Here is a 19,548-nt window from a genome sequence, read left to right on the forward strand (position 1 = left end):
ACGAGTCCCACGTTCCGCTCCCTCGCGAACCCCAACTACCGCCGCTACGCCGCCGGCGGCGTCGTGTCCAACACCGGCACCTGGATGCAGCGCGTCGCCCAGGACTGGCTGGTGCTCGAGCTGGCCGTCGGCTCCGGCGCGACCGCGCTCGGGATCACGACCGGCCTGCAGTTCCTCCCTTTCCTGCTGCTCACGCCCTTCGCGGGCCTCGTCGCCGACCGCATGCCCAAGCAGCGACTGCTCCAGCTGACCAACATCGGCATGGCGGTGCCGGCCGCCTTGCTCGGCATCCTCGCCGTGACCGGCGTGGCCGAGGTGTGGCACGTCTACGTCCTCGCCTTCCTCCTCGGCTCGGCCTCCGCCTTCGACGCGCCCGCGCGCCAGTCGTTCGTGTCCGAGCTCGTCGAGCCCGGCGACCTGACCAACGCCGTGGGCCTCAACTCCGCCAGCTTCAACGCCGCGCGCCTCGTCGGGCCCGGCCTCGCCGGCGTGCTGATCGCCGCCTTCGGCGGGGGAGCGGTGGCGACCGGGTGGGTGATCCTGCTCAACGCGGTCTCGTACGCCGCCCCGATCTGGTCGCTGCGCCACCTCGACGCCAGCCGGATCGACGCCGCCGCCCCCGCGGACCGCGGGCCGGGAGCGATCCGCGAGGGCGTCGCCTACGTCCGTGCCCGCCCCGACCTGCTGCTCGTGCTGAGCCTGGTGTTCTTCGCCGGCACGTTCGGCCTCAACTTCCAGATCACCTCCGCGCTGATGGCCACCGAGGTCTTCGGCAAGGGGCCGGAGGAGTTCGGGCTGCTCGGCACCTTCCTCGCGGTCGGCTCGCTCACCGGTGCGCTGCTCGCCGCCCGGCGCCCCCTGGTGCGGCAGCGCCTCGTGGTCGGCGCCGCCCTGGCCTTCGGCGCCACCGTCGTGCTGGCCGGGCTCATGCCGTCCTACCTCACCTTCGCGCTGCTGGCGCCGGTCACCGGTCTTGCCGCGCTGACCTTCATCACCAGCGCCAACACCTACATGCAGCTGCACACCGACGCCGGCGTGCGCGGCCGGGTGATGGCGCTCTACCTGATGATCTTCATGGGCGGGACGCCGGTCGGCGCGCCCATCATCGGGTGGATCGGTGAGACGTACGGCGCCCGCTGGACCCTGCTCGGGGGCGGGATGCTCACCATCGCGGGGGTGGCGCTCTCGGCGCTGGTCCACCTGCGCCTCCAGCGGGCCCGTTCGGCGCGGGCCGCTACGCTGGAGAAGACGCCCGCGGAGCAGGCTCCGGCGGCATTTTGACCCTGCCGTAGCGCCCGAGTAGCCTCAATCCTTGTGTCTGGTCCGTCCAGACCCATGCGCATGCTCGGACCGTGATGGTCCGAGAGGGCGGTCCGTCGAGGCGCCGCCCGCCCGCAGTCGCACAGGCACACCGCAACAACGCACGACACCCGAGTCCGGCACCGCGTCGGACCGTGATGAGCAGACAGAGAGAGGGAACCACCCGGTGCCCACCATCAACCAGCTGGTCCGCAAGGGCCGCCAGGACAAGGTGTCCAAGAACAAGACGCCTGCCCTGAAGGGATCCCCGCAGCGCCGTGGCGTCTGCACCCGCGTCTACACCACCACCCCGAAGAAGCCGAACTCCGCCCTCCGCAAGGTCGCCCGCGTGCGCCTGAGCAGTGGCGTCGAGGTCACCGCCTACATCCCGGGTGTCGGTCACAACCTGCAGGAGCACTCGATCGTGCTCGTCCGCGGCGGCCGTGTGAAGGACCTTCCCGGCGTCCGCTACAAGATCATCCGCGGCTCGCTCGACACCCAGGGTGTCAAGAACCGCAAGCAGGCCCGCAGCCGCTACGGCGCGAAGAAGGAGAAGTAATGCCTCGCAAGGGTCCCGCTCCCAAGCGCCCCCTCGTCGTCGACCCGGTCTACGGCTCGCAGCTGGTCACCCAGCTCGTCAGCAAGGTCCTCCAGGACGGCAAGAAGGCCGTGGCGCAGCGCATCGTCTACACCGCCCTCGAGGGCTGCCGCGAGAAGACCGGCACCGACCCGGTCGTCACGCTCAAGCGCGCGATGGACAACGTCAAGCCGGCCATCGAGGTCAAGTCCCGCCGCGTCGGCGGCGCGACCTACCAGGTCCCCGTCGAGGTCAAGGCCAACCGCTCCACCACGCTGGCCCTGCGCTGGCTCGTGGGCTACGCCGCCGACCGACGTGAGAAGACCATGGCCGAGCGCCTGATGAACGAGATCCTCGACGCGAGCAACGGCCTCGGTGCCGCTGTGAAGAAGCGCGAGGACACCCACAAGATGGCCGAGTCCAACAAGGCCTTCGCCCACTACCGCTGGTGACGCCGGGAGGTCGTACGCCCCGCGATCCGCGGCGTACGACCTCTCGCCCCAACCCTAACCGACTTCCGAGGGACTGAGACACAACAGTGGCTGTCGACATCACCACCGACCTCAAGCAGGTCCGCAACATCGGCATCATGGCGCACATCGACGCCGGCAAGACCACCACCACCGAGCGCATCCTCTTCTACACCGGCATCACCTACAAGATCGGTGAGGTCCACGAGGGCGCCGCCACGATGGACTGGATGGAGCAGGAGCAGGAGCGCGGCATCACCATCACGTCGGCCGCGACGACCTGCTGGTGGAAGAAGCACCAGATCAACATCATCGACACGCCCGGCCACGTGGACTTCACCGTCGAGGTCGAGCGCTCGCTGCGCGTCCTCGACGGCGCCGTCGCCGTCTTCGACGGTGTCGCCGGTGTCGAGCCGCAGTCCCAGACCGTGTGGCGCCAGGCCAACAAGTACGCCGTCCCGCGGATGTGCTTCATCAACAAGCTCGACCGCACCGGCGCCGACTTCTACAAGTGCGTCGACTCGATCGTCGAGCGCCTCCACGCCACCCCGCTGGTCCTGCAGCTCCCGATCGGTGCCGAGTCGGACTTCATCGGCGTCGTCGACCTGGTCGAGATGCACGCCAAGGTCTGGCGCGGCGAGACCGAGATGGGCGAGGACTACGCGGTCGAGGAGATCCCGGCCGACCTCGTCGAGAAGGCCGCCGAGTACCGCGAGAAGCTCGTGGAGACCGTGGCCGAGGCCGACGACGAGATCATGGAGACCTACCTCGAGGACGGCGACGTCTTCGACGTGCCCACCCTCAAGGCCGCCATCCGTCGCGCCACGCTGGCCGACAAGCTCAACCCGATCCTCACCGGCACCGCGTTCAAGAACAAGGGCGTGCAGCCCCTGCTCGACGCGGTCGTCGACTACCTCCCCTCGCCGCTGGACGTGGACGCCATCGTCGGCCACAAGCCCAACGACGAGGACACCGAGATCCTGCGCAAGCCCAACGACGACGAGCCGTTCTCGGGCCTCGCGTTCAAGATCGCCTCGGACCCGCACCTCGGCAAGCTGATCTACGTCCGCGTCTACTCCGGCAAGCTCGAGGCCGGTTCGACCGTGGTCAACTCGGTCAACGGCCGCAAGGAGCGGATCGGCAAGGTCTACCAGATGCACGCCAACAAGCGTGAGGAGATCGCGTCGGTCGGCGCCGGCCAGATCGTGGCCGTCATGGGCCTCAAGGACACCAAGACCGGCCACACCCTGTCCGACCCGCAGAACCAGGTCGTCCTCGAGTCGATGACGTTCCCGGCCCCGGTGATCGAGGTCGCGATCGAGCCCAAGACCAAGGGCGACCAGGAGAAGCTCGGCACCGCGATCCAGCGGCTCACCGAGGAGGACCCGACCTTCACCGTCAAGACCGACGAGGAGACCGGCCAGACCATCATCGCCGGCATGGGCGAGCTCCACCTCGAGGTCTTCGTCGACCGGATGAAGCGCGAGTTCAAGGTCGAGGCCACCGTCGGCAAGCCGCAGGTCGCCTACCGCGAGACCATCCGCCGCAAGGTGGCGAACCACTCCTACACCCACAAGAAGCAGACCGGTGGGTCCGGCCAGTTCGCCAAGGTGGTCATCTCCATCGAGCCGAACATCGACCCCGAGACCGGCACCGGTGCGGGCTACGAGTTCGTCAACGCCGTGTCCGGTGGTCGCGTGCCGAAGGAGTACATCCCCTCGGTCGACCAGGGCGCGCAGGAGGCACTGCAGTTCGGCATCAAGGCCGGCTTCCCGATGGTCGACGTGAAGGTCACCCTCGAGGACGGCGCCTACCACGACGTCGACTCCTCCGAGCTCGCCTTCAAGATCGCCGGCATCCAGGCGTTCAAGGAGGCCGCGCACAAGGCCCAGGCCGTGCTGCTCGAGCCGGTGTTCGCCGTCGAGGTCACCACGCCGGAGAGCTTCCTCGGCACGGTCATCGGCGACATCAACTCGCGCCGCGGCCAGATCCAGGCCCAGGAGGAGCGTCACGGCGACCTGGTCGTCAACGCCCTCGTGCCGCTGTCAGAGATGTTCGGGTACGTTGGCGACCTGAGGTCCAAGACCTCTGGTCAGGCGTCGTACTCGATGGAGTTCGACTCGTACGCCGAGGTTCCGACGAACATCGCCGACGAGATCGTGAAGAAGGTCCGCGGCGAGTAATCGCGTCCGGATCCTCGGCACCAGCACCACCCCACACCCACGAGTCCCAAACTCTCACACGCAGAGAACAACAATCAGGAGGAGCCCCAGTGGCTAAGGCGAAGTTCGAGCGGACCAAGCCGCACGTCAACATCGGCACCATCGGTCACATCGACCACGGCAAGACGACGCTGACCGCGGCGATCACCAAGGTGCTGCACGACAAGTACCCGAATCTGAACGAGGCCTCGGCCTTCGACCAGATCGACAAGGCTCCCGAGGAGCGTCAGCGCGGCATCACGATCTCGATCGCGCACGTCGAGTACCAGACCGAGGTGCGCCACTACGCGCACGTCGACTGCCCCGGTCACGCCGACTACATCAAGAACATGATCACCGGCGCGGCGCAGATGGACGGCGCGATCCTCGTGGTCGCCGCCACCGACGGCCCGATGCCGCAGACCCGCGAGCACGTGCTGCTCGCCCGCCAGGTCGGCGTCCCCGCCCTGGTCGTGGCGCTCAACAAGTGCGACATGGTCGACGACGAGGAGCTCATCGAGCTCGTCGAGATGGAGGTGCGCGAGCTCCTCTCCGAGTACGAGTTCCCGGGCGACGACATCCCCGTGGTCCGCGTTGCCGCCTTCCCGGCGCTGCAGGGCGACGCCAAGTGGGGCGAGTCGGTGGCCGAGCTCATGCAGGCCGTGGACGACTACATCCCGACCCCCGAGCGTGACACCGAGAAGCCCTTCCTCATGCCCGTCGAGGACGTCTTCACGATCACCGGTCGTGGCACCGTCATCACCGGTCGCATCGAGCGCGGCATCGTCAAGGTCAACGAGGAGGTCGAGATCATCGGCATCCGCGAGGGCTCGCAGAAGAGCACCGTCACCGGTGTCGAGATGTTCCGCAAGCTCCTCGACGAGGGCCAGGCGGGCGAGAACGTCGGTCTGCTCCTCCGTGGCACCAAGCGCGAGGACGTCGAGCGCGGCATGGTCGTGATCAAGCCGGGCACGACCACCCCGCACACCAACTTCGAGGCCTCGGTCTACATCCTCTCGAAGGACGAGGGCGGCCGTCACACGCCGTTCTTCAACAACTACCGTCCGCAGTTCTACTTCCGGACCACGGACGTGACCGGTGTCGTGACCCTGCCCGAGGGCACCGAGATGGTCATGCCGGGTGACAACACCGAGATGTCGGTCGAGCTCATCCAGCCCATCGCCATGGACGAGGGCCTGCGCTTCGCCATCCGCGAGGGTGGCCGCACCGTCGGCGCCGGCCGCGTCACCAAGATCACCAAGTGATCACCGCCGGTCGCTGACCGGCACCCCGTAGCACCCGAGACCCCGTCTCCCGCAAGGGAGGCGGGGTCTCGTGCATGTCCGGCCCGGGGGATCTAGGGTGTCGCCGGTGACGGGGGACGACACAGCACGCGGGCAGGAAATCGGGGCGCTCGTCGCGCAGCGTCTCGAGTGGTACGCGAGCCCCGGAGGGCGGGACCACGTGCCCAACCCGCGCCGACCGCTCGCCGTCGACGGTGCGGTCCCGGGTCGGACCGGAGCGGTCGTGGGGTGGGTCGGCTACGGAGCGGCACTCCTCTACCTCGCCTTCCTCTCCGACGCCGCCGACGACGGGCTGTCCGGCCTCGCCGTGCTCCTGTTCGTGCTCGGTCTGCTCGTCGCTCCGCTGATCGTCTGGCGGGCCAGGCGGCGCACCGGCCAGGTCGCCCTGTGGACCGAGCTGGCGCGCCCCTGGCTCGACGTGCTCGACGGGCTGCGGCTCGGGTCCGTGGAGCCCGCCAACCCGGCGCGGGGCGTCGCGCTGTCCCACGTGGGCCGGGTCCAGCGGTTGCTCCGTCCCGAGGCCCGGCGGTGGGACACGCGAGTCCTGCCCGCGGACGCGGTCCGCGACGAGGTGCAGCAGGCCGGCGCGTTGACGTGGGCGACGTCCGAGGCGTGGCGGCGTCGTCAGGTGGGGCTGCCCCCGGCGCGGGGCGTCTCGCCGCTCGACCGGCTCCCGGCGGTGGTGGGGCCCACGGTGGAGGAGGCGTCCTCGGCCAGCGACGCGAGCGCCGACGCCGCCACGGCGGCCTTGGGGGAGGGGGAGTACGACCTCGACTTCGCGGACCTCGCGCGCAGGCGCGCGGCGATGTACGCCCGCGCGGACGGTCCGGACGCCAGGCTGCCGGACCCGTCCGAGCCCCTGCTGGTCGGTGCCAGCGGGCTCGAGCGTCGGCGGCGCCGGGTGGTGGCCGGGGCGGCCGTGGTGCTGGCCGGCCTGGTCGTGTCGTGGGGCCTCCTGGTCGCCGGCCACCCCGGCTGGTCGGTGCTCGCCGCGGTGCCGACGGCGGTCGTCTGGTTCCGGGGGAGGGCCCTGTCGTGGCGCGACGTGTGGCCGCGTACGGTCGCGCTGCCGGCCGGCCCGGCGATGGCGTGGCGCGACTACCTCGACGCGGTCGACCACGCCGACTCCGGCCTGGCCCCGGTGACGACGGTCGAGGCGATCCGTGGGTGCGAGGAGCGGGTCCGCGCCCTCGTGGTCGAGCTCGGCCGCGCCTCGGCCACCGAGCAGCCCGTCCTCGCCGCCGAGCTCCACCGCCTGTGCAGCGGGACCTGGACCCTGGTCGGCCAGGAGCGGGCGGAGGCCCGGCTGCTCGACGAGCTCGACGGCCGGCCGGGGGCGGACCGCGGCTGACGTCACGGCATGATGGCGCGCATGGGGTTCACCAGGGCCGAGCTGGAGTCGTTCCGCGACGTCGAGGTCCCCGACCTCCTCCCGGCAGCCGACCAGTCGCTGCGGCTGCTCTTCGTCGGCATCAACCCCGGGCTGTGGACGGCCGCCACGCAGACCCACTTCGCCCGCCCGGGCAACCGGTTCTATCCCGCGCTGCTGGCCGCCGGCATCATCGAGCAGCCGGTCGACCCGTCGGCCGGCATGACGGACGCCGACCGTGCGGCGCTGCGCCGCCGCGGGATCGGCATCACCAACGTCGTCGCGCGGGCCACTGCCCGGGCCGACGAGCTCACGGCCGAGGAGCTCAGGGCCGGCGGCGCGCGGCTGCGCGAGCTCGTCGCCGAGCGGGATCCGGTCGTGGTCGCCGTCGCCGGCGTGACGGCCTACCGCACCGCGTTCGGCGAGCGGAAGGCCCGGGTCGGTGAGCAGCCGTCGACGTGGGGCCGGACACGGGTCTTCGTGGTGCCCAACCCGTCGGGCCTCAACGCGCACGACACCGTGGACACGCTCGCCCGGGCCTACGCCGAGGCGGCCCTGGCCGCGGGCGTCGTCGGCCGGCTCCCGGAGCACTGAGCCGCGTCGGCCGGCGCGGCGTCCGTCAGGCGGCGTACGGCGGGAGCAGCCCGTGGTGGCGGAGCAGCAGCTCGACCCGCGTGCGCTCGTGGTCGAGCTCGGAGCCGGGGGTGAGGATGCCGAGCAGGTGGGCGACCCCGGCCATGTCGGCCGCCTCCGCGAGGACCCGGTCGTAGGCCTGGCGGCACCCTTCGTACTTGGCGAACCGCATGCCGCCGCGGTGGAACGCCGCATGGAGCCTGTTGAGGTCGGCGCCCACCTGCTCGATCGGGCGGTGGAGGGGCACGACGTCCGCGCCGGCCCCACGGCGGCCGATGCGTCGCACGACGGCGGCGCCGAGCCGGTAGCTCCGCCACTCGACGATGTCGCCGAAGCAGCACGCGATCGCGACCCGGGTGGTCGCACCGGTGAGCAGTGCCAGGCCGACGACCTGGAGCCAGAGCCGCATCGCTCCACGGTACGCCGGTGCGGGCGCGCGCATCAGTGCCTCAGTCCATGTCGACGCCCTCGAAGTCCTCGGGCGTGTAGTCCCGCTTCTCGACCAGGACCAGAACCGTCATCCGAGCAGCGCCTCCACGGCACCACGGAACGCCGAGGTGTGGGCGTCGACGTCGGTCCGGTCGTGGAACGGCGAGAACAGCGACATGTTGTGGAAGGGCGCCAGCAGCACGCCCCGGTTGACCGTCCACAGGTGGAAGAAGGCGTCGAGCTCCTCGTCGACCGCGGCGGCGGCCTCGGCCCCGGTGCGCGGCGGCGGGCAGAACCAGTACTCCGCGCGGCAGCCGAGCCGCTGCACGTGCCAGGGCAGGTCGTGCTCGTCGATCACGCCCTGGATCCCGGCGGTGAACGACTCCGCCAGCGGGATGGAGACGTCGAAGTCCTCCTGTCGCAGCGCCGTCGACAGCGTCGCGCGTACGGCGGCCATCGCCAGCGCGGACCCCGACAGGGTGCCGCCGACGCCGGCCACGTCGATGTCGTGGCCCAGCATCGGGCCCTCGAGCCGGGCCGCGACGTCCTCTGTCATCCCGTACGCCGCGACGGGGATGCCGCCGCCGATGGGCTTGCCGATCACCACCAGGTCGGGCTCGAGGCCCCACGCGGTCGTGGCCCCGCCCGGACCGGCGCAGATCGTGTGGGTCTCGTCGTTGACCAGCAGGACACCGTGCCGGCGGGTGATCTCCCGGACCCCGGCGAGGTAGCCGTCGTCGGGCAGCACGATGCCGATGTTGGTGAGGGCCGGCTCCATGAGCAGACAGGCGACGTCGCCCTCGGCGAGCCGCGCATCCAGGGCCTCGAGGTCGTTGAAGGGCACGACGGCCGTGGTGGTCGCGACGTCGACCTGCGGCCCGAGGGCGCCAGGACGCGCGACGACCCGGTCACCGGCCCGACCGTGCTCGAGCACGCCGAGCGTCTCGTCGACGGTGCCGTGGTAGCACCAGTCCATGACGGCGATCCGCGGCCGTCCGGTGAGGTGGCGGGCGAAGCGGAGCACGAACCGGTTGGCGTCGGTGGCGGTCATCGCCATCTGCCAGCGGGGCAGGCCGAAGCGCCGGCTGAGCTCCGCGGCGACCCAGGCGGCATCGGTCGAGGGCAGCATGGTGGTGATGCCGCGCTCGGTGCGCTCGCGCACGGCCTCGGCGACGGCCGGCAGGCAGTGGCCGGTCATCGAGCCGGTGTCGCCCAGGCAGAGGTCGACGTAGGTGATGCCGTCGATGTCGGTGAACCGCCCGCCGCCCGCCGTCTCCACGAACAGCGGGAACGAGCCCGGCCACCGCGTCATCCACGGCATCGGCACGCCCGCCAGCAGGTGCTCGCCGGCCTCGGCGGCCAGCCGCGCGGAGGTGGGGTGCAGGTCGACGAAGCGCTGCTCCTCCTCGGCGTGCAGCGCCGCCAGGCGCCCGCGGTCCACGGGTGACGCGGGTGCGGTCACAGCGCGCTGCCGACGTACTTGGTCTCGAGGTACTCCTCGATCCCCTCGAACCCGCCCTCGCGCCCGAACCCGGAGTGCTTCACGCCGCCGAAGGGTGCCGCCGGGTTGGACACGATGCCGGTGTTGACCCCGACCATCCCGAACTCCAGGGCCTCGCTCACCCGGAGCACCCGGGCGTGGTCGCGGGTGAAGACGTAGGCGACCAGGCCGTACTCGGTGTCGTTGGCGCGCCGGACCACCTCGTCCTCGTCGGCGAAGGTTGCGATCGGCGCGACGGGACCGAAGATCTCCTCGCGGAACACGCGCGCCGACGGGGGTACGTCGACCAGCACGGTCGGCGGGTAGAAGTGGCCGGGGCCGTCGGGGACCTCCCCGCCGGTGAGCGCGCGGGCACCGCCGGAGACGGCGGCGGAGACGAGCTCGTGCACGCCGGCGCGGGCCTTCTCCGTGATCAGCGGGCCGACGTCGACACCGTCCTGCGTGCCGTCGCCGACCGTGAGGGAGCCCATCCGCTCGGCCATCCGGGTCGAGAACTCCTCGGCGACCGACTCGTGCACCAGGAACCGGTTGGCCGACGTGCAGGCCTCGCCGATGTTGCGCATCTTGGCGAGCATGGCGCCGTCGACGGCCGCGTCGAGGTCGGCGTCGTCGAAGACGATGAACGGTGCGTTGCCGCCCAGCTCCATCGAGACGCGGAGCAGCTGGTCGGAGGCCTGCCCGACGAGCACCTTGCCGACCGCGGTGGAGCCGGTGAACGTGAGCTTGCGCAGGCGCGGGTCACGGATGAGCGGCTCGCACACACCACCGGAGTCGGTGGTGGTGACGACGTTGAGCACACCCCGCGGGAGGCCGACCTCCTCGAGCAGCGCGGCCAGGGCGAGCATCGTCAACGGCGTCTCGTGGGCGGGCTTGACCACCATCGTGCAGCCGGCCGCGATGGCCGGGCCGATCTTGCGGGTGCCCATGGCGAGCGGGAAGTTCCACGGCGTGATCATCAGCGTCGGCCCGACGGGGGCCTTCATGGTGATGAGGCGGGTGTTGCCGGCCGGTGCGGCGGAGTAGCGCCCGTGGATGCGTACGGCCTCCTCGGAGAACCACCGGAAGAACTCGGCGCCATAGGCCACCTCGCCCTTCGCCTCGGGCAGCGCCTTGCCCATCTCGAGCGTCATGAGGCGTGCGAAGTCGTCGGCCCGCTCGGTGAGCAGCTCGAACGCCGAGCGCAGGATCTCGCCCCGGGCGCGGGGCTCGGTGCGTGCCCAGTCGCGCTGTGCCGCGGCCGCCGCCGCCAGCGCGCGCTCGCCGTCGGCCGGCGTCGCGTCGGCGATCCGGGCGAGCACGTCGCCCGTGGCGGGATTGGTCACCTCGAAGGTGCCGCCGCCGGTGGCGTCGACCCACGCGCCGTCGACGAGCAGCTGGGTGGGAACGGTCTCGATCACGGTCTCCATCACTCCACCTTGCCACCGACCGCGTCGTCGAAGGCGGCCTCGAACACGTCGAGCCCCGCCGCGAGCAGGTCGTCGCCGATCGCCAACGGCGGCAGGAAGCGGAACACGTTGCCGAAGGTGCCGCAGGTCAGCGTCACCAACCCCTGGGCGGAGCACGCCCGGTGCACCGCGCCGGCCAGCGCTGCGTCGGGCGTACGACCGGGACCGTCGCTGACGAGCTCGACGGCCAGCATCGCGCCGCGGCCGCGGATGTCTCCGACCCGGTCGGGGTGGCGCTCGGCCAGCGCGCGCAGGCGCGGCACGAAGACCGCCTCGATCTCGCGGGCGCGGGCGCGGAGGTCCTCGGCCTCCATCGTCTCGATGGCCGCCACCGCGGAGGCGCAGGCGACCGGGTTGCCGCCATAGGTGCCGCCGAGGCCGCCGACGTGGACGGAGTCCATCACCTCGGCGCGCCCGGTGACCGCCGCGAGCGGCAGCCCGCCCGCCATGCCCTTGGCCGTCGTCAGCAGGTCGGGCACGACGCCCTCGTGGTCGCAGGCGAACCAGTCGCCGGTCCGTGCGAACCCGGTCTGGATCTCGTCGGCGATGAGCAGGACGCCCTGCTCGCGGCACCACTCTGCGACGCGGGCCAGCCACCCCGGCGGGGGCACGATGAAGCCGCCCTCGCCCTGGATCGGCTCGATCAGCACCGCGGCGCAGTTCTCCTCCCCCACCTGGGTGTGGACCGTCGTGACGAACGCGTCGAACGCCTCGTCGGCACACGCCTCGGCGCCGCCGGGCCAGCGGTAGGGGTAGGCCATCGGGGCGCGGTAGATCTCCCCGGCGAACGGACCGAACCGGTGCTTGTAGGGCATGTTCTTGGCGGTCAGCGCCATCGTCAGGTTCGTCCGGCCGTGGTAGGCGTGGTCGAAGACGACGACCGCGTCCCGGCCGGTGTGGTGCCGGGCGACCTTGACCGCGTTCTCCACCGCCTCGGCGCCGGAGTTGAAGAGTGCCGAGCGCTTCTCGTGGCTGCCCGGCGTCAGCTCGGCGAGCTTCTCGCAGACCGCGACGTACTCCTCGTAGGGCGTGACCATGAAGCAGGTGTGGGTGAAGTCGGCGACCTGGCGCTGCACCGCCTCCACCACCCGGGGTGCCGCGTTGCCGACCGTCGTCACCGCGATGCCCGAGCCGAAGTCGATGAGCTGGTTGCCGTCGACGTCGCGCAGGATGCCCCCACCCGCTCGCTCGACGTAGACCGGCAGCGTGGTGCCGACGCCGGCGGAGACGCTGGCGACCTTGCGGGCCTGGAGCGCGCGCGAGCGCGGGCCGGGGATCTCGGTGGCCAAGATCCGCTCCTGGGACAGTCCGGTCAGGGTGCTCATGCTCGCTCCTCCATCGCCCACGGGGAGCCGTATCCCTCTGGCTTCGCTGCGGCGAGCAGCTCGAGGAACGGCTTGGGCGGCAGCGCCTCGGGCCCGAGGACGCCGGTGCCCTTCCAGGTGCCGTCGGCCAGCAGCTCCAGGGCCACCACCGGGTTGAGCGCGGTCTGCCACACCACGCACTGCGCGCCGTAGTCGCGCATCGAGTCGGCGTTGTCGACCACGTGGTAGAGGTACGTGGAGCGTGGCGCCCCGTCCTTGCCGGTCCCGGTGACCCACAGGCCGGCGCAGGTCTTGCCCTCCATCCGCGGACCGATCGTCGCGGGGTCGGGCAGGCAGGCGGCGACGACGTCGCGCGGCGAGACCGCGACGCCCTTGACGGTGACCGGCTCGACTGCGTCGAGGCCGAGCGTGTGCAGCGTGCGCAGGATCGTGATCATCTCCTCGCCGAGGCCGTACTTGAAGGTCACCCGGTCCGCCTCGACCCATCGCGGCATCAGGAGCACCTCCTCGTGCTCGACGTGCACGCACTCCACCGGGCCGATGCCCTCGGGGAAGTCGAAGACCTCGGGCTCGGAGAAGGGGGGCAGCGTGAAGAATCCCGCCTCCAGGTCGCCGCCGCCGCGCTCGCGCTCCCACACCACCGGCGGGTTGAGGCACTCCTCGATGATCGTCCACATCGAGAACCCGGGCGCGAAGACCTCGTTGCCGTCGTCGTCGCGGATGACCAGGTTGGCTCCGTCGCGGGTGCCGAGCTCCTCGATGTGGTCGAAGAGCTCGTCGGCGGCGTACCGCGCGAAGACGTCGGACAGCCCCGGCTCGACGCCGATGCCGAGCAGGGCGAGCCGACCGGCCGACTCCCACTCGCCGGCCATCGCGAACTGCTCGTCACCGAGCTTGACGCCGACCTGCTCGTACGGCGCCTCGGGGTGGCGGACCGACAGGCTCATCGCCATGTCGAGGTAGTCGGCGTCGGCGGCCAGCGCGCCGGTGAAGATCGGCATCACGAAGCGCGGGTCGACCGCGTTGAACACGTGGGTGGCCCGGACCTCGCGGGCGAGCGCGGCCACGGCGTCGGCGTCGGAGGCGTCGACCCGGGCGGCGGAGAAGCGCTCCTCTCCAGTACGCCGCCCGCGCGCCGCCGCGACGGTGCGCTCGGCCCGGTCGAGGTCGTGGTCGGCCACCACCCACGCCTCGAAGAAGTCGCGCTCGACGGCGATCCGGGCGGCGGCGTCGCCGACGCCGCCCGCCCCGACCATCAGGACGCGCATGGGTTGGGACACTCGTTCTCTCCTTGGACTGAAGGACTGAGGGAGTCAGCTCTTGTACTTCGAGGCCCGCATCGAGCCCACGACCTGCGCGCCGACGACGAGCAGGACGGCGATCACGAACATCGAGAAGCCGATGACGTTGGCCTCGGCAGGGATGCCGCGGCGCGAGGCGACGTAGACGAACTTGGGGAACGTGTTCTCGTTTCCGGAGACGAAGTTGGTGATGATGAAGTCGTCGAACGACAGCGAGAAGGCGAGCATCGCCGCGCCCAGGATGCCGGGCAGGATCAGCGGGAAGGTGACCTTCCAGAAGGTCTGCATCGGGCTGGCGTAGAGGTCCTGCGCGGCCTCCTCGATGCGCGGGTCGAGCGACTGGATGCGTGCCCGGACCGTCACGACCACGAAGCTCAGGCAGAACATGATGTGGGAGAACACGATCGTGCCGAAGCCCAGGCTGATGCCGATGTTGGCGAAGCCCTGCACGAAGATCGTCAGCAGCGCGGCACCCATCACGATCTCGGGCGTGGCCATCGGCACGAAGATCAGGACGTTGCTGGCCTGCTTGCCGCGGAACCGGTAGCGCACCATCGCCAGCGCCATCATCGTGCCGAGGACCGTGGCCACGAGGGTGGAGATCGCCCCGACCTGGAGCGAGGTGACCAGCGACTCGCACGCGCCGGTGACGCCGCACGGGTCCTGCCAGTGCTCCCAGGTGAAGCCCTGCCACACGATGTTGGTCTTGCCGTGGTCGTTGAACGAGAAGGCGAAGGTGTAGGCGACCGGGAGGAACAGGTAGAGCAGCACCAGGATCGCCGACAGCATCGCGAAGTGCTGGGCCAGCCACAGCTGGGCCCGCTTGGCGGCCGAGGGCCGGTAGGCGGACGGGGACGTCGGGGTCAGCGTGGCCATGTCACACCAGCTCCTCGGTGCCGAAGCGGCGTACGTAGAGGAAGACCATCGCCAGGATCGCGGCCATCAGGGTGAAGGAGAGTGCCGCGGCGACGGGGTAGCCGCCGGGGATCGCGAGGAACTGGTCGTTGATGACGTTGCCGACCATCTTCCCGCGCTGGGGGCCGAGCAGCTCCATGTTGACGAAGTCGCCGGCCGCGGGGATGAAGGTCAGCAGCGTCCCCGCCAGCACGCCGGGCATGGACATCGGCAGCGTCACCGTGCGGAACGTCGTGAACCCGTTGGCGTACAGGTCGCCGCCCGCCTCGATGACGCGCGGGTCGGCGCGCTCGAGCGAGGCATAGATGGGCAGCACCATGAAGGGCAGGAAGTTGTAGGTCAGGCCGGCGACCACCGCGACGGGCGTGTTGACGATGCTCCCGCCGGGCAGCAGGTTGAGGAAGCTGAGCACCCCGACCACCCAGCCCTCGTCGGCCAGGATCTGCGACCACGCGAACGTGCGCAGGATGAAGGAGGTGAAGAACGGCGCGATGACGCAGATCATCATCAGGTTGCGCCACCTGCCGGCCTTGAACGCCATCGCGTAGGCGAGGGGGTAGGCGATCACGAAGGCCAGGAGCGTCGCCAGCCCGGCATAGAGGAACGAGCGCGCGAAGTGGGGCGCGTAGTCGGTCAGCGCGGCGGCGTAGTTCTCGAAGTTGAGGTCGCGGTAGTAGTAGCCGGGGAAACCGGGATAGCGGCTCTGCAGGCTGACCGACGCCAGCTGCACCAGCGGCAGGATGAAGAAGACGCCGAGCCACAGCACGCCCGGGAGGAGCAGGAGGTACGCCGTCCAGCTCCGCTTCTGCGTCTCGGGCGCCGGCGGCGCGGGGTGCACCGCGGGGTCGCCCGCCACCTGGGAGACCGGCGCGAGGGCGCTCATCCGGCGTCCACCGGGACGCCGAAGGCGTGGCCGGGGTTCCAGGTCAGCCAGACCTCGTCGCCGGGACGGAGGTCGAGCGGCTCGACGTCGAGGTTCTGCTCGTAGCAGCTCCAGGTCGTCCCGCTCGGCATGTCGACGAGGTAGCTCGTCGCGACCCCGAGGAAGGAGACGTCGCGCACGACGCCCTTGACGTCGTTGCCGACCCCCTCGGGCTGCTTGCGCGACACGGTCACCTTCTCGGGACGTACGCCGAACAGCACCTCGCCCTCGTGCACCTGCGAGCGGTCCTTGAGGATCCTCACCTTGGTGCCGACCACGTCGGCGACCAGGTGGTCCCCGTCGATCCCCTCGATGGTGCCGACGCCGGTGTTGGCCTGGCCGAGGAAGTTGGCCACGAACCGGGTGCGCGGCAGGTCGTAGAGCTCCTCGGGTGCACCCAGCTGCTCGATGTGGCCCCGGTTCATCACCGCGACGGTGTCGGCCATGGTCATGGCCTCCTCCTGGTCGTGGGTGACGTGGATGAAGGTGAGCCCGACCTCGGTCTGGATGCGCTTCAGCTCGACCTGCATCTCGCGGCGCAGCTTGAGGTCGAGCGCGCCGAGCGGCTCGTCGAGGAGCAGCACCTCCGGGTGGTTGACCAGCGCCCGAGCCAGCGCGACCCGCTGCTGCTGGCCACCGGACAGCTGCGCCGGCTTGCGCCCGGCGAAGTCGGTCATCTGCACCAGCTCGAGGGCGTCGGCTGCGCTCTTCGCCGCATCCTTGTCCTTGCGGCGCTTGGGGCCGAAGGCGACGTTGTCGCGGATGGTCAGGTGCGGGAACAGCGCGTACGACTGGAACACCGTGTTGACCGGCCGCTCGTAGGGCCGGGACCCGGTGAGGTCGGTGTCGCCGATCAGCACCCGGCCGGCGGTGGGCTGCTCGAGCCCCGCCACCATCCGGAGCGTGGTGGTCTTGCCGCACCCCGACGGGCCGAGGAGGGCGAAGAAGGAGCCCCGGGGGACGACCAGGTCGATGTCGTCGACGGCGACGAAGTCGCCGAACGTCTTGGTCACGCTCTCGAGCTGGAGGTCGCCGCGCGCCTCGCGGAATCCGGCCATGTCAGTTCCCCATCACCTTCGTGGACCACAGGTCGGCGTACTCGATGTCCTCGTCGGCATCGAGCGCGCGGAACTGCTGGATGTTGCGCTCCGAGATGAAGTCGGCGGTCGGGAAGATCCACGGGCTCTCGGCGAGCTCGGGGTCGATCTTCTCCATCTCCGCCTGCGCGCCCTCCACCGGACAGACGTAGTTGACCCACGCCGCGACCTGGGCGGCGACCGCCGGGTCGTAGTAGTAGTCCATCAGCTTCTGGGCGTTGCTGCGGTGCGTGGACGTGATCGGCACCATCATGTTGTCCGACCACAGGGTGCCGCCGGACTCGGGGATGGTGAAGGTCCAGCTGGGGTCCTCGGTGTCGTAGGCCAGCACGAAGATGTCGCCGCTCCACGTGATGCCGGCGACGGCGTTGCCGCTGGTGAGGTCCTCCATGTAGGAGTTGCCCTTCACCTTGCGGATGTAGCCCTCGTCGATCTTCTGCTCGATGAAGTCCAGGGCCGCCTCGAACTCCGCGCGCCCCCAGTCGCTGTCGATGTCGACGCCCTGCGACTGCATCACCAGCCCGGCCGTGTCGCGGAACTCCGACAGGACGACGATCCGGCCCTTGAGGTCGTCGGCCCAGAGGTCGTCGAGAGTCTTCAGCTCGCGGCCGACCTTGTCCCGGTTGTAGCCGATGCCGGCGAAGCCGCTCTGCCAGGTCACCGAGAAGTTGCGGCCGGGGTCGAAGGACACGTCCTTCAGCGGCTGGAGCAGGTTGCTCACCACGTTGGGCATCTGGATCAGCTCCAGCGGCTGGCACAGCTGGTCGCGGATCACGCGGCCGCTCATCCAGTCGGTGAGGGTGAAGATGTCGCGGTCGATGCTCTGGCCGGCGCGCAGCTGGGGCGCGACCTTGGCGTAGTAGGAGTCGTTGTCGTCGACGTCCTCGCTGTAGGTGACCTCGATCCCGGTCTGCTCCATGAACGCCTCGAGCGTCGGGGACTTCGTCTCCTTGCCGTTCATGTCGAGGTAGGCCGTCCAGTTGGCCCACTTGAGGATCTTCTCGGTGTCCGAGACGTCCGTCGGCAGCTTCAGGCTCGTGAGTCCGCCCCCCGACGGGGGCGGGGGCGGGGCACACCCGGTGAGCGCCACGCCCGCACCGGCGGCGAGCCCGGTGCCCAGCAGTGCGCGGCGGCTCAGGCCGCCGGAGGCGGCCTGGGTCAGTGCCGCGGCCGGGGCCGACAGGTGGCGCCGTGATCGGCGCGGGATCGGTGTCATCAGTTCAGGTCCTCCGCTCAGCCCCCGAGTCGCTCTGGATGTGGGTGCTGTCAGCTCTCGATGTTGGCCATGACGTGCTTGATGCGGGTGTAGTCCTCGAATCCGTACATCGACAGGTCCTTGCCGTAGCCGGACTTCTTGTAGCCGCCGTGGGGCATCTCGGCCACCAGCGGGATGTGCGTGTTGATCCACACGCAGCCGAAGTCGAGCGCCCGCGACATCCGCATCGCGCGCCCGAAGTCCTTGGTCCACACCGAGGACGCGAGGCCGTAGTCCACGCCGTTGGCCCAACGCACGGCCTCGTCCTCGTCGGTGAAGCGCTGAACGGTGATCACCGGGCCGAAGATCTCGTTCTGGATCGCGTCGTCGTCCTGCCGCAGGCCCGAGAGGACGGTGGGCTCGAGGAAGTAGCCGTCGCCGAGGTCCGTACGCCGGTTGCCGCCCGCGGACACGGTCGCGTGCGAGGGGAGGTGCTCGATGAAGCCGCTCACGCGGGCGAGCTGCGTCGCGTTGTTGACCGGACCGAAGAGCGCGTCCGCGTCGTCGGGCATTCCGACCGGTGCCGAGCTGCGGGCGTAGTCGGCGAGGGCGGCGACGAAGTCGTCGTGGATGCCGGGGCCCGCGAGCACCCGCGTCGCGGCGGTGCAGTCCTGGCCGGCGTTGAAGTAGCCGGCGATGGCGATGCCCTCGACGGCCGCCTCGATGTCCGCGTCGTCGAAGACCACCACGGGCGCCTTGCCGCCCAGCTCGAGGTGCACGCGCTTGACGCGCGGGGCGGCGCTCGCCGCGACCTCGGCACCGGCGCGTACGGACCCGGTGATGGCGACCAGGGCGGGCGTCTCGTGCTCGACGAGGCGGCGACCGGTCTCCCGGTCGCCGGTGACCACGTTGAGGGTGCCGGCAGGCAGGAACTCCGAGGCCAGCTCGGCCAGCCGCAGCGTGCTCTCCGGGGTCGTGTCGCTCGGCTTGAGGACGACCGTGTTGCCGGCGGCGAGCGCCGGGCCGATCTTCCACACCGCCATGAGCAGCGGGTAGTTCCACGGGGTCACCTGGCCGACCACGCCGATCGGCTCGCGCCGGACCCACGAGGTGTGGCCGGCCATGTACTCGCCGGCCGCCTTGCCCTCGAGGACCCGCGCCGCGCCGGCGAAGAACCGGAGCTGGTCGACCATCGGGGGGATCTCCTCGCTCGCGGTGAGCGCCTTGATCTTCCCGGTGTTCGCCGACTCGAGCGCGATCAGCTCCTCGGCGTTCGCCTCGATCGCGTCGGCGATCCTGAGCAGCGCCTGCTGGCGCTCGCTCGGCGTCGTACGCCCCCACTCGCCGAACGCCGTGTTGGCGGCCGCGTAGGCGGCGTCGACCTCCTCGGTGCCGCTGATCGGCGCCCGGGCCACGACCTGGCCCGTGGCGGGGTCGACGACGTCGCTCATCGCGCCGGCATCGCTGTCGACGAAGGTGCCGCCGATGAAGTTGCGCAACGTGCGTGGGCTGGTCACGGAAGTCCTCCCGGTCGGGTGCGGTGAAGGGAGAGTAGGACGCGACCG

The 19,548-nt window shown here is 70.7% G+C and carries 16 protein-coding genes and 1 pseudogene; 7 read left to right on the forward strand and 10 right to left on the reverse strand.

Annotation, left to right across the window (positions count from 1 at the left end):
* Nucleotides 1–24 precede the first annotated feature (24 nt).
* The 7 genes and pseudogenes from AC57BS_RS14570 to AC57BS_RS14600 all read left to right on the forward strand — a co-directional run.
* Nucleotides 25–1,281: pseudogene (locus tag AC57BS_RS14570) on the forward strand (MFS transporter); the annotation flags it as partial.
* A 205-nt stretch (nt 1,282–1,486) separates the two neighbouring features.
* Nucleotides 1,487–1,858 carry a 30S ribosomal protein S12 gene (rpsL, locus tag AC57BS_RS14575; protein ID WP_056906817.1) on the forward strand — a complete coding sequence of 124 codons (372 nt, stop codon included), beginning with the start codon at nt 1,487–1,489 and terminating at the stop codon, nt 1,856–1,858.
* The gene (gene rpsG / locus AC57BS_RS14580) at nt 1,858–2,328 is read left to right on the forward strand and encodes a 30S ribosomal protein S7 (protein WP_135838828.1); all 471 of its coding nucleotides are present in this window, start codon (nt 1,858–1,860) and stop codon (nt 2,326–2,328) included. Before rpsL ends, rpsG begins: the two co-directional genes overlap by 1 nt.
* A gap of 86 nt (nt 2,329–2,414) precedes the next feature.
* Nucleotides 2,415–4,529 carry an elongation factor G gene (gene fusA, locus AC57BS_RS14585; RefSeq protein ID WP_496412169.1) on the forward strand — a complete coding sequence of 705 codons (2,115 nt, stop codon included), beginning with the start codon at nt 2,415–2,417 and terminating at the stop codon, nt 4,527–4,529.
* Between the two features lie 89 nt (nt 4,530–4,618).
* Entirely contained in the window at nt 4,619–5,812 is a 1,194-nt protein-coding gene (gene tuf, locus AC57BS_RS14590) for an elongation factor Tu (protein WP_496412170.1), read from the forward strand.
* A gap of 106 nt (nt 5,813–5,918) precedes the next feature.
* Nucleotides 5,919–7,202, forward strand: coding sequence for a hypothetical protein (locus AC57BS_RS14595; RefSeq protein ID WP_496412171.1), 1,284 nt, complete (start codon nt 5,919–5,921; stop codon nt 7,200–7,202).
* 21 nt (nt 7,203–7,223) lie between these two features.
* Nucleotides 7,224–7,814, forward strand: a complete 591-nt coding sequence (locus AC57BS_RS14600) for a mismatch-specific DNA-glycosylase (RefSeq protein ID WP_496412172.1) — start codon at nt 7,224–7,226, stop codon at nt 7,812–7,814.
* Between the two features lie 25 nt (nt 7,815–7,839).
* On the opposite strand, the gene AC57BS_RS14605 is transcribed toward AC57BS_RS14600, so the two are convergent.
* The 10 genes from AC57BS_RS14605 to AC57BS_RS14650 form a co-directional block, all read right to left on the reverse strand.
* A complete protein-coding gene (locus AC57BS_RS14605; protein ID WP_496412173.1) occupies nt 7,840–8,262 on the reverse strand; it encodes a hypothetical protein in 423 nt (140 codons plus the stop codon).
* 108 nt (nt 8,263–8,370) lie between these two features.
* A complete protein-coding gene (locus tag AC57BS_RS14610; RefSeq protein ID WP_496412174.1) occupies nt 8,371–9,744 on the reverse strand; it encodes a transaminase in 1,374 nt (457 codons plus the stop codon).
* The gene (locus tag AC57BS_RS14615) at nt 9,741–11,189 is read right to left on the reverse strand and encodes an NAD-dependent succinate-semialdehyde dehydrogenase (protein WP_496412175.1); all 1,449 of its coding nucleotides are present in this window, start codon (nt 11,187–11,189) and stop codon (nt 9,741–9,743) included. The genes AC57BS_RS14610 and AC57BS_RS14615 overlap by 4 nt, the downstream gene beginning before the upstream one ends.
* On the reverse strand, nt 11,189–12,553 hold the full coding sequence (gabT, locus tag AC57BS_RS14620) for a 4-aminobutyrate--2-oxoglutarate transaminase (protein WP_496412176.1): 1,365 nt from the start codon (nt 12,551–12,553) through the stop codon (nt 11,189–11,191). Before gabT ends, AC57BS_RS14615 begins: the two co-directional genes overlap by 1 nt.
* Nucleotides 12,550–13,833 (reverse strand): saccharopine dehydrogenase family protein, encoded by a 1,284-nt coding sequence (locus tag AC57BS_RS14625; protein WP_496412177.1) that lies wholly within the window; start codon nt 13,831–13,833, stop codon nt 12,550–12,552. The genes gabT and AC57BS_RS14625 overlap by 4 nt, the downstream gene beginning before the upstream one ends.
* Nucleotides 13,834–13,866: 33 nt before the next feature.
* Complete coding sequence (locus tag AC57BS_RS14630; RefSeq protein WP_496412178.1) at nt 13,867–14,730, reverse strand: ABC transporter permease; 864 nt, start codon at nt 14,728–14,730, stop codon at nt 13,867–13,869.
* 1 nt (nt 14,731) lies between these two features.
* Nucleotides 14,732–15,652, reverse strand: a complete 921-nt coding sequence (locus tag AC57BS_RS14635; RefSeq protein WP_496412179.1) for an ABC transporter permease — start codon at nt 15,650–15,652, stop codon at nt 14,732–14,734.
* Entirely contained in the window at nt 15,649–16,749 is a 1,101-nt protein-coding gene (locus AC57BS_RS14640; protein WP_496412180.1) for an ABC transporter ATP-binding protein, read from the reverse strand. The genes AC57BS_RS14635 and AC57BS_RS14640 overlap by 4 nt, the downstream gene beginning before the upstream one ends.
* A 1-nt stretch (nt 16,750) precedes the next feature.
* Nucleotides 16,751–18,004 (reverse strand): ABC transporter substrate-binding protein, encoded by a 1,254-nt coding sequence (locus AC57BS_RS14645; protein ID WP_496412181.1) that lies wholly within the window; start codon nt 18,002–18,004, stop codon nt 16,751–16,753.
* Between the two features lie 50 nt (nt 18,005–18,054).
* Nucleotides 18,055–19,500: a gamma-aminobutyraldehyde dehydrogenase gene (locus tag AC57BS_RS14650; RefSeq protein ID WP_496412182.1), complete on the reverse strand. Its 1,446-nt coding sequence runs from the start codon at nt 19,498–19,500 to the stop codon at nt 18,055–18,057.
* Nucleotides 19,501–19,548: the final 48 nt, after the last annotated feature.

The sequence above is a fragment of the Nocardioides sp. BGA-UO-ETr-FS32 genome, from assembly GCF_059567905.1.

Excerpts from the sequence above, each read along its gene's own strand:
- rpsG (WP_135838828.1), top strand. The coding sequence starts at position 1,858 with ATGCCTCGCAAGGGTCCCGCTCCCAAGCGCCCCCTCGTCGTCGACCCG.
- AC57BS_RS14600 (WP_496412172.1), top strand. The coding sequence starts at position 7,224 with ATGGGGTTCACCAGGGCCGAGCTGGAGTCGTTCCGCGACGTCGAGGTC.
- AC57BS_RS14605 (WP_496412173.1), bottom strand. The coding sequence starts at position 8,262 with ATGCGGCTCTGGCTCCAGGTCGTCGGCCTGGCACTGCTCACCGGTGCG.
- AC57BS_RS14615 (WP_496412175.1), bottom strand. The coding sequence starts at position 11,189 with ATGGAGACCGTGATCGAGACCGTTCCCACCCAGCTGCTCGTCGACGGC.
- gabT (WP_496412176.1), bottom strand. The coding sequence starts at position 12,553 with ATGAGCACCCTGACCGGACTGTCCCAGGAGCGGATCTTGGCCACCGAG.
- AC57BS_RS14630 (WP_496412178.1), bottom strand. The coding sequence starts at position 14,730 with ATGGCCACGCTGACCCCGACGTCCCCGTCCGCCTACCGGCCCTCGGCC.
- AC57BS_RS14635 (WP_496412179.1), bottom strand. The coding sequence starts at position 15,652 with ATGAGCGCCCTCGCGCCGGTCTCCCAGGTGGCGGGCGACCCCGCGGTG.
- AC57BS_RS14640 (WP_496412180.1), bottom strand. The coding sequence starts at position 16,749 with ATGGCCGGATTCCGCGAGGCGCGCGGCGACCTCCAGCTCGAGAGCGTG.
- AC57BS_RS14645 (WP_496412181.1), bottom strand. The coding sequence starts at position 18,004 with ATGACACCGATCCCGCGCCGATCACGGCGCCACCTGTCGGCCCCGGCC.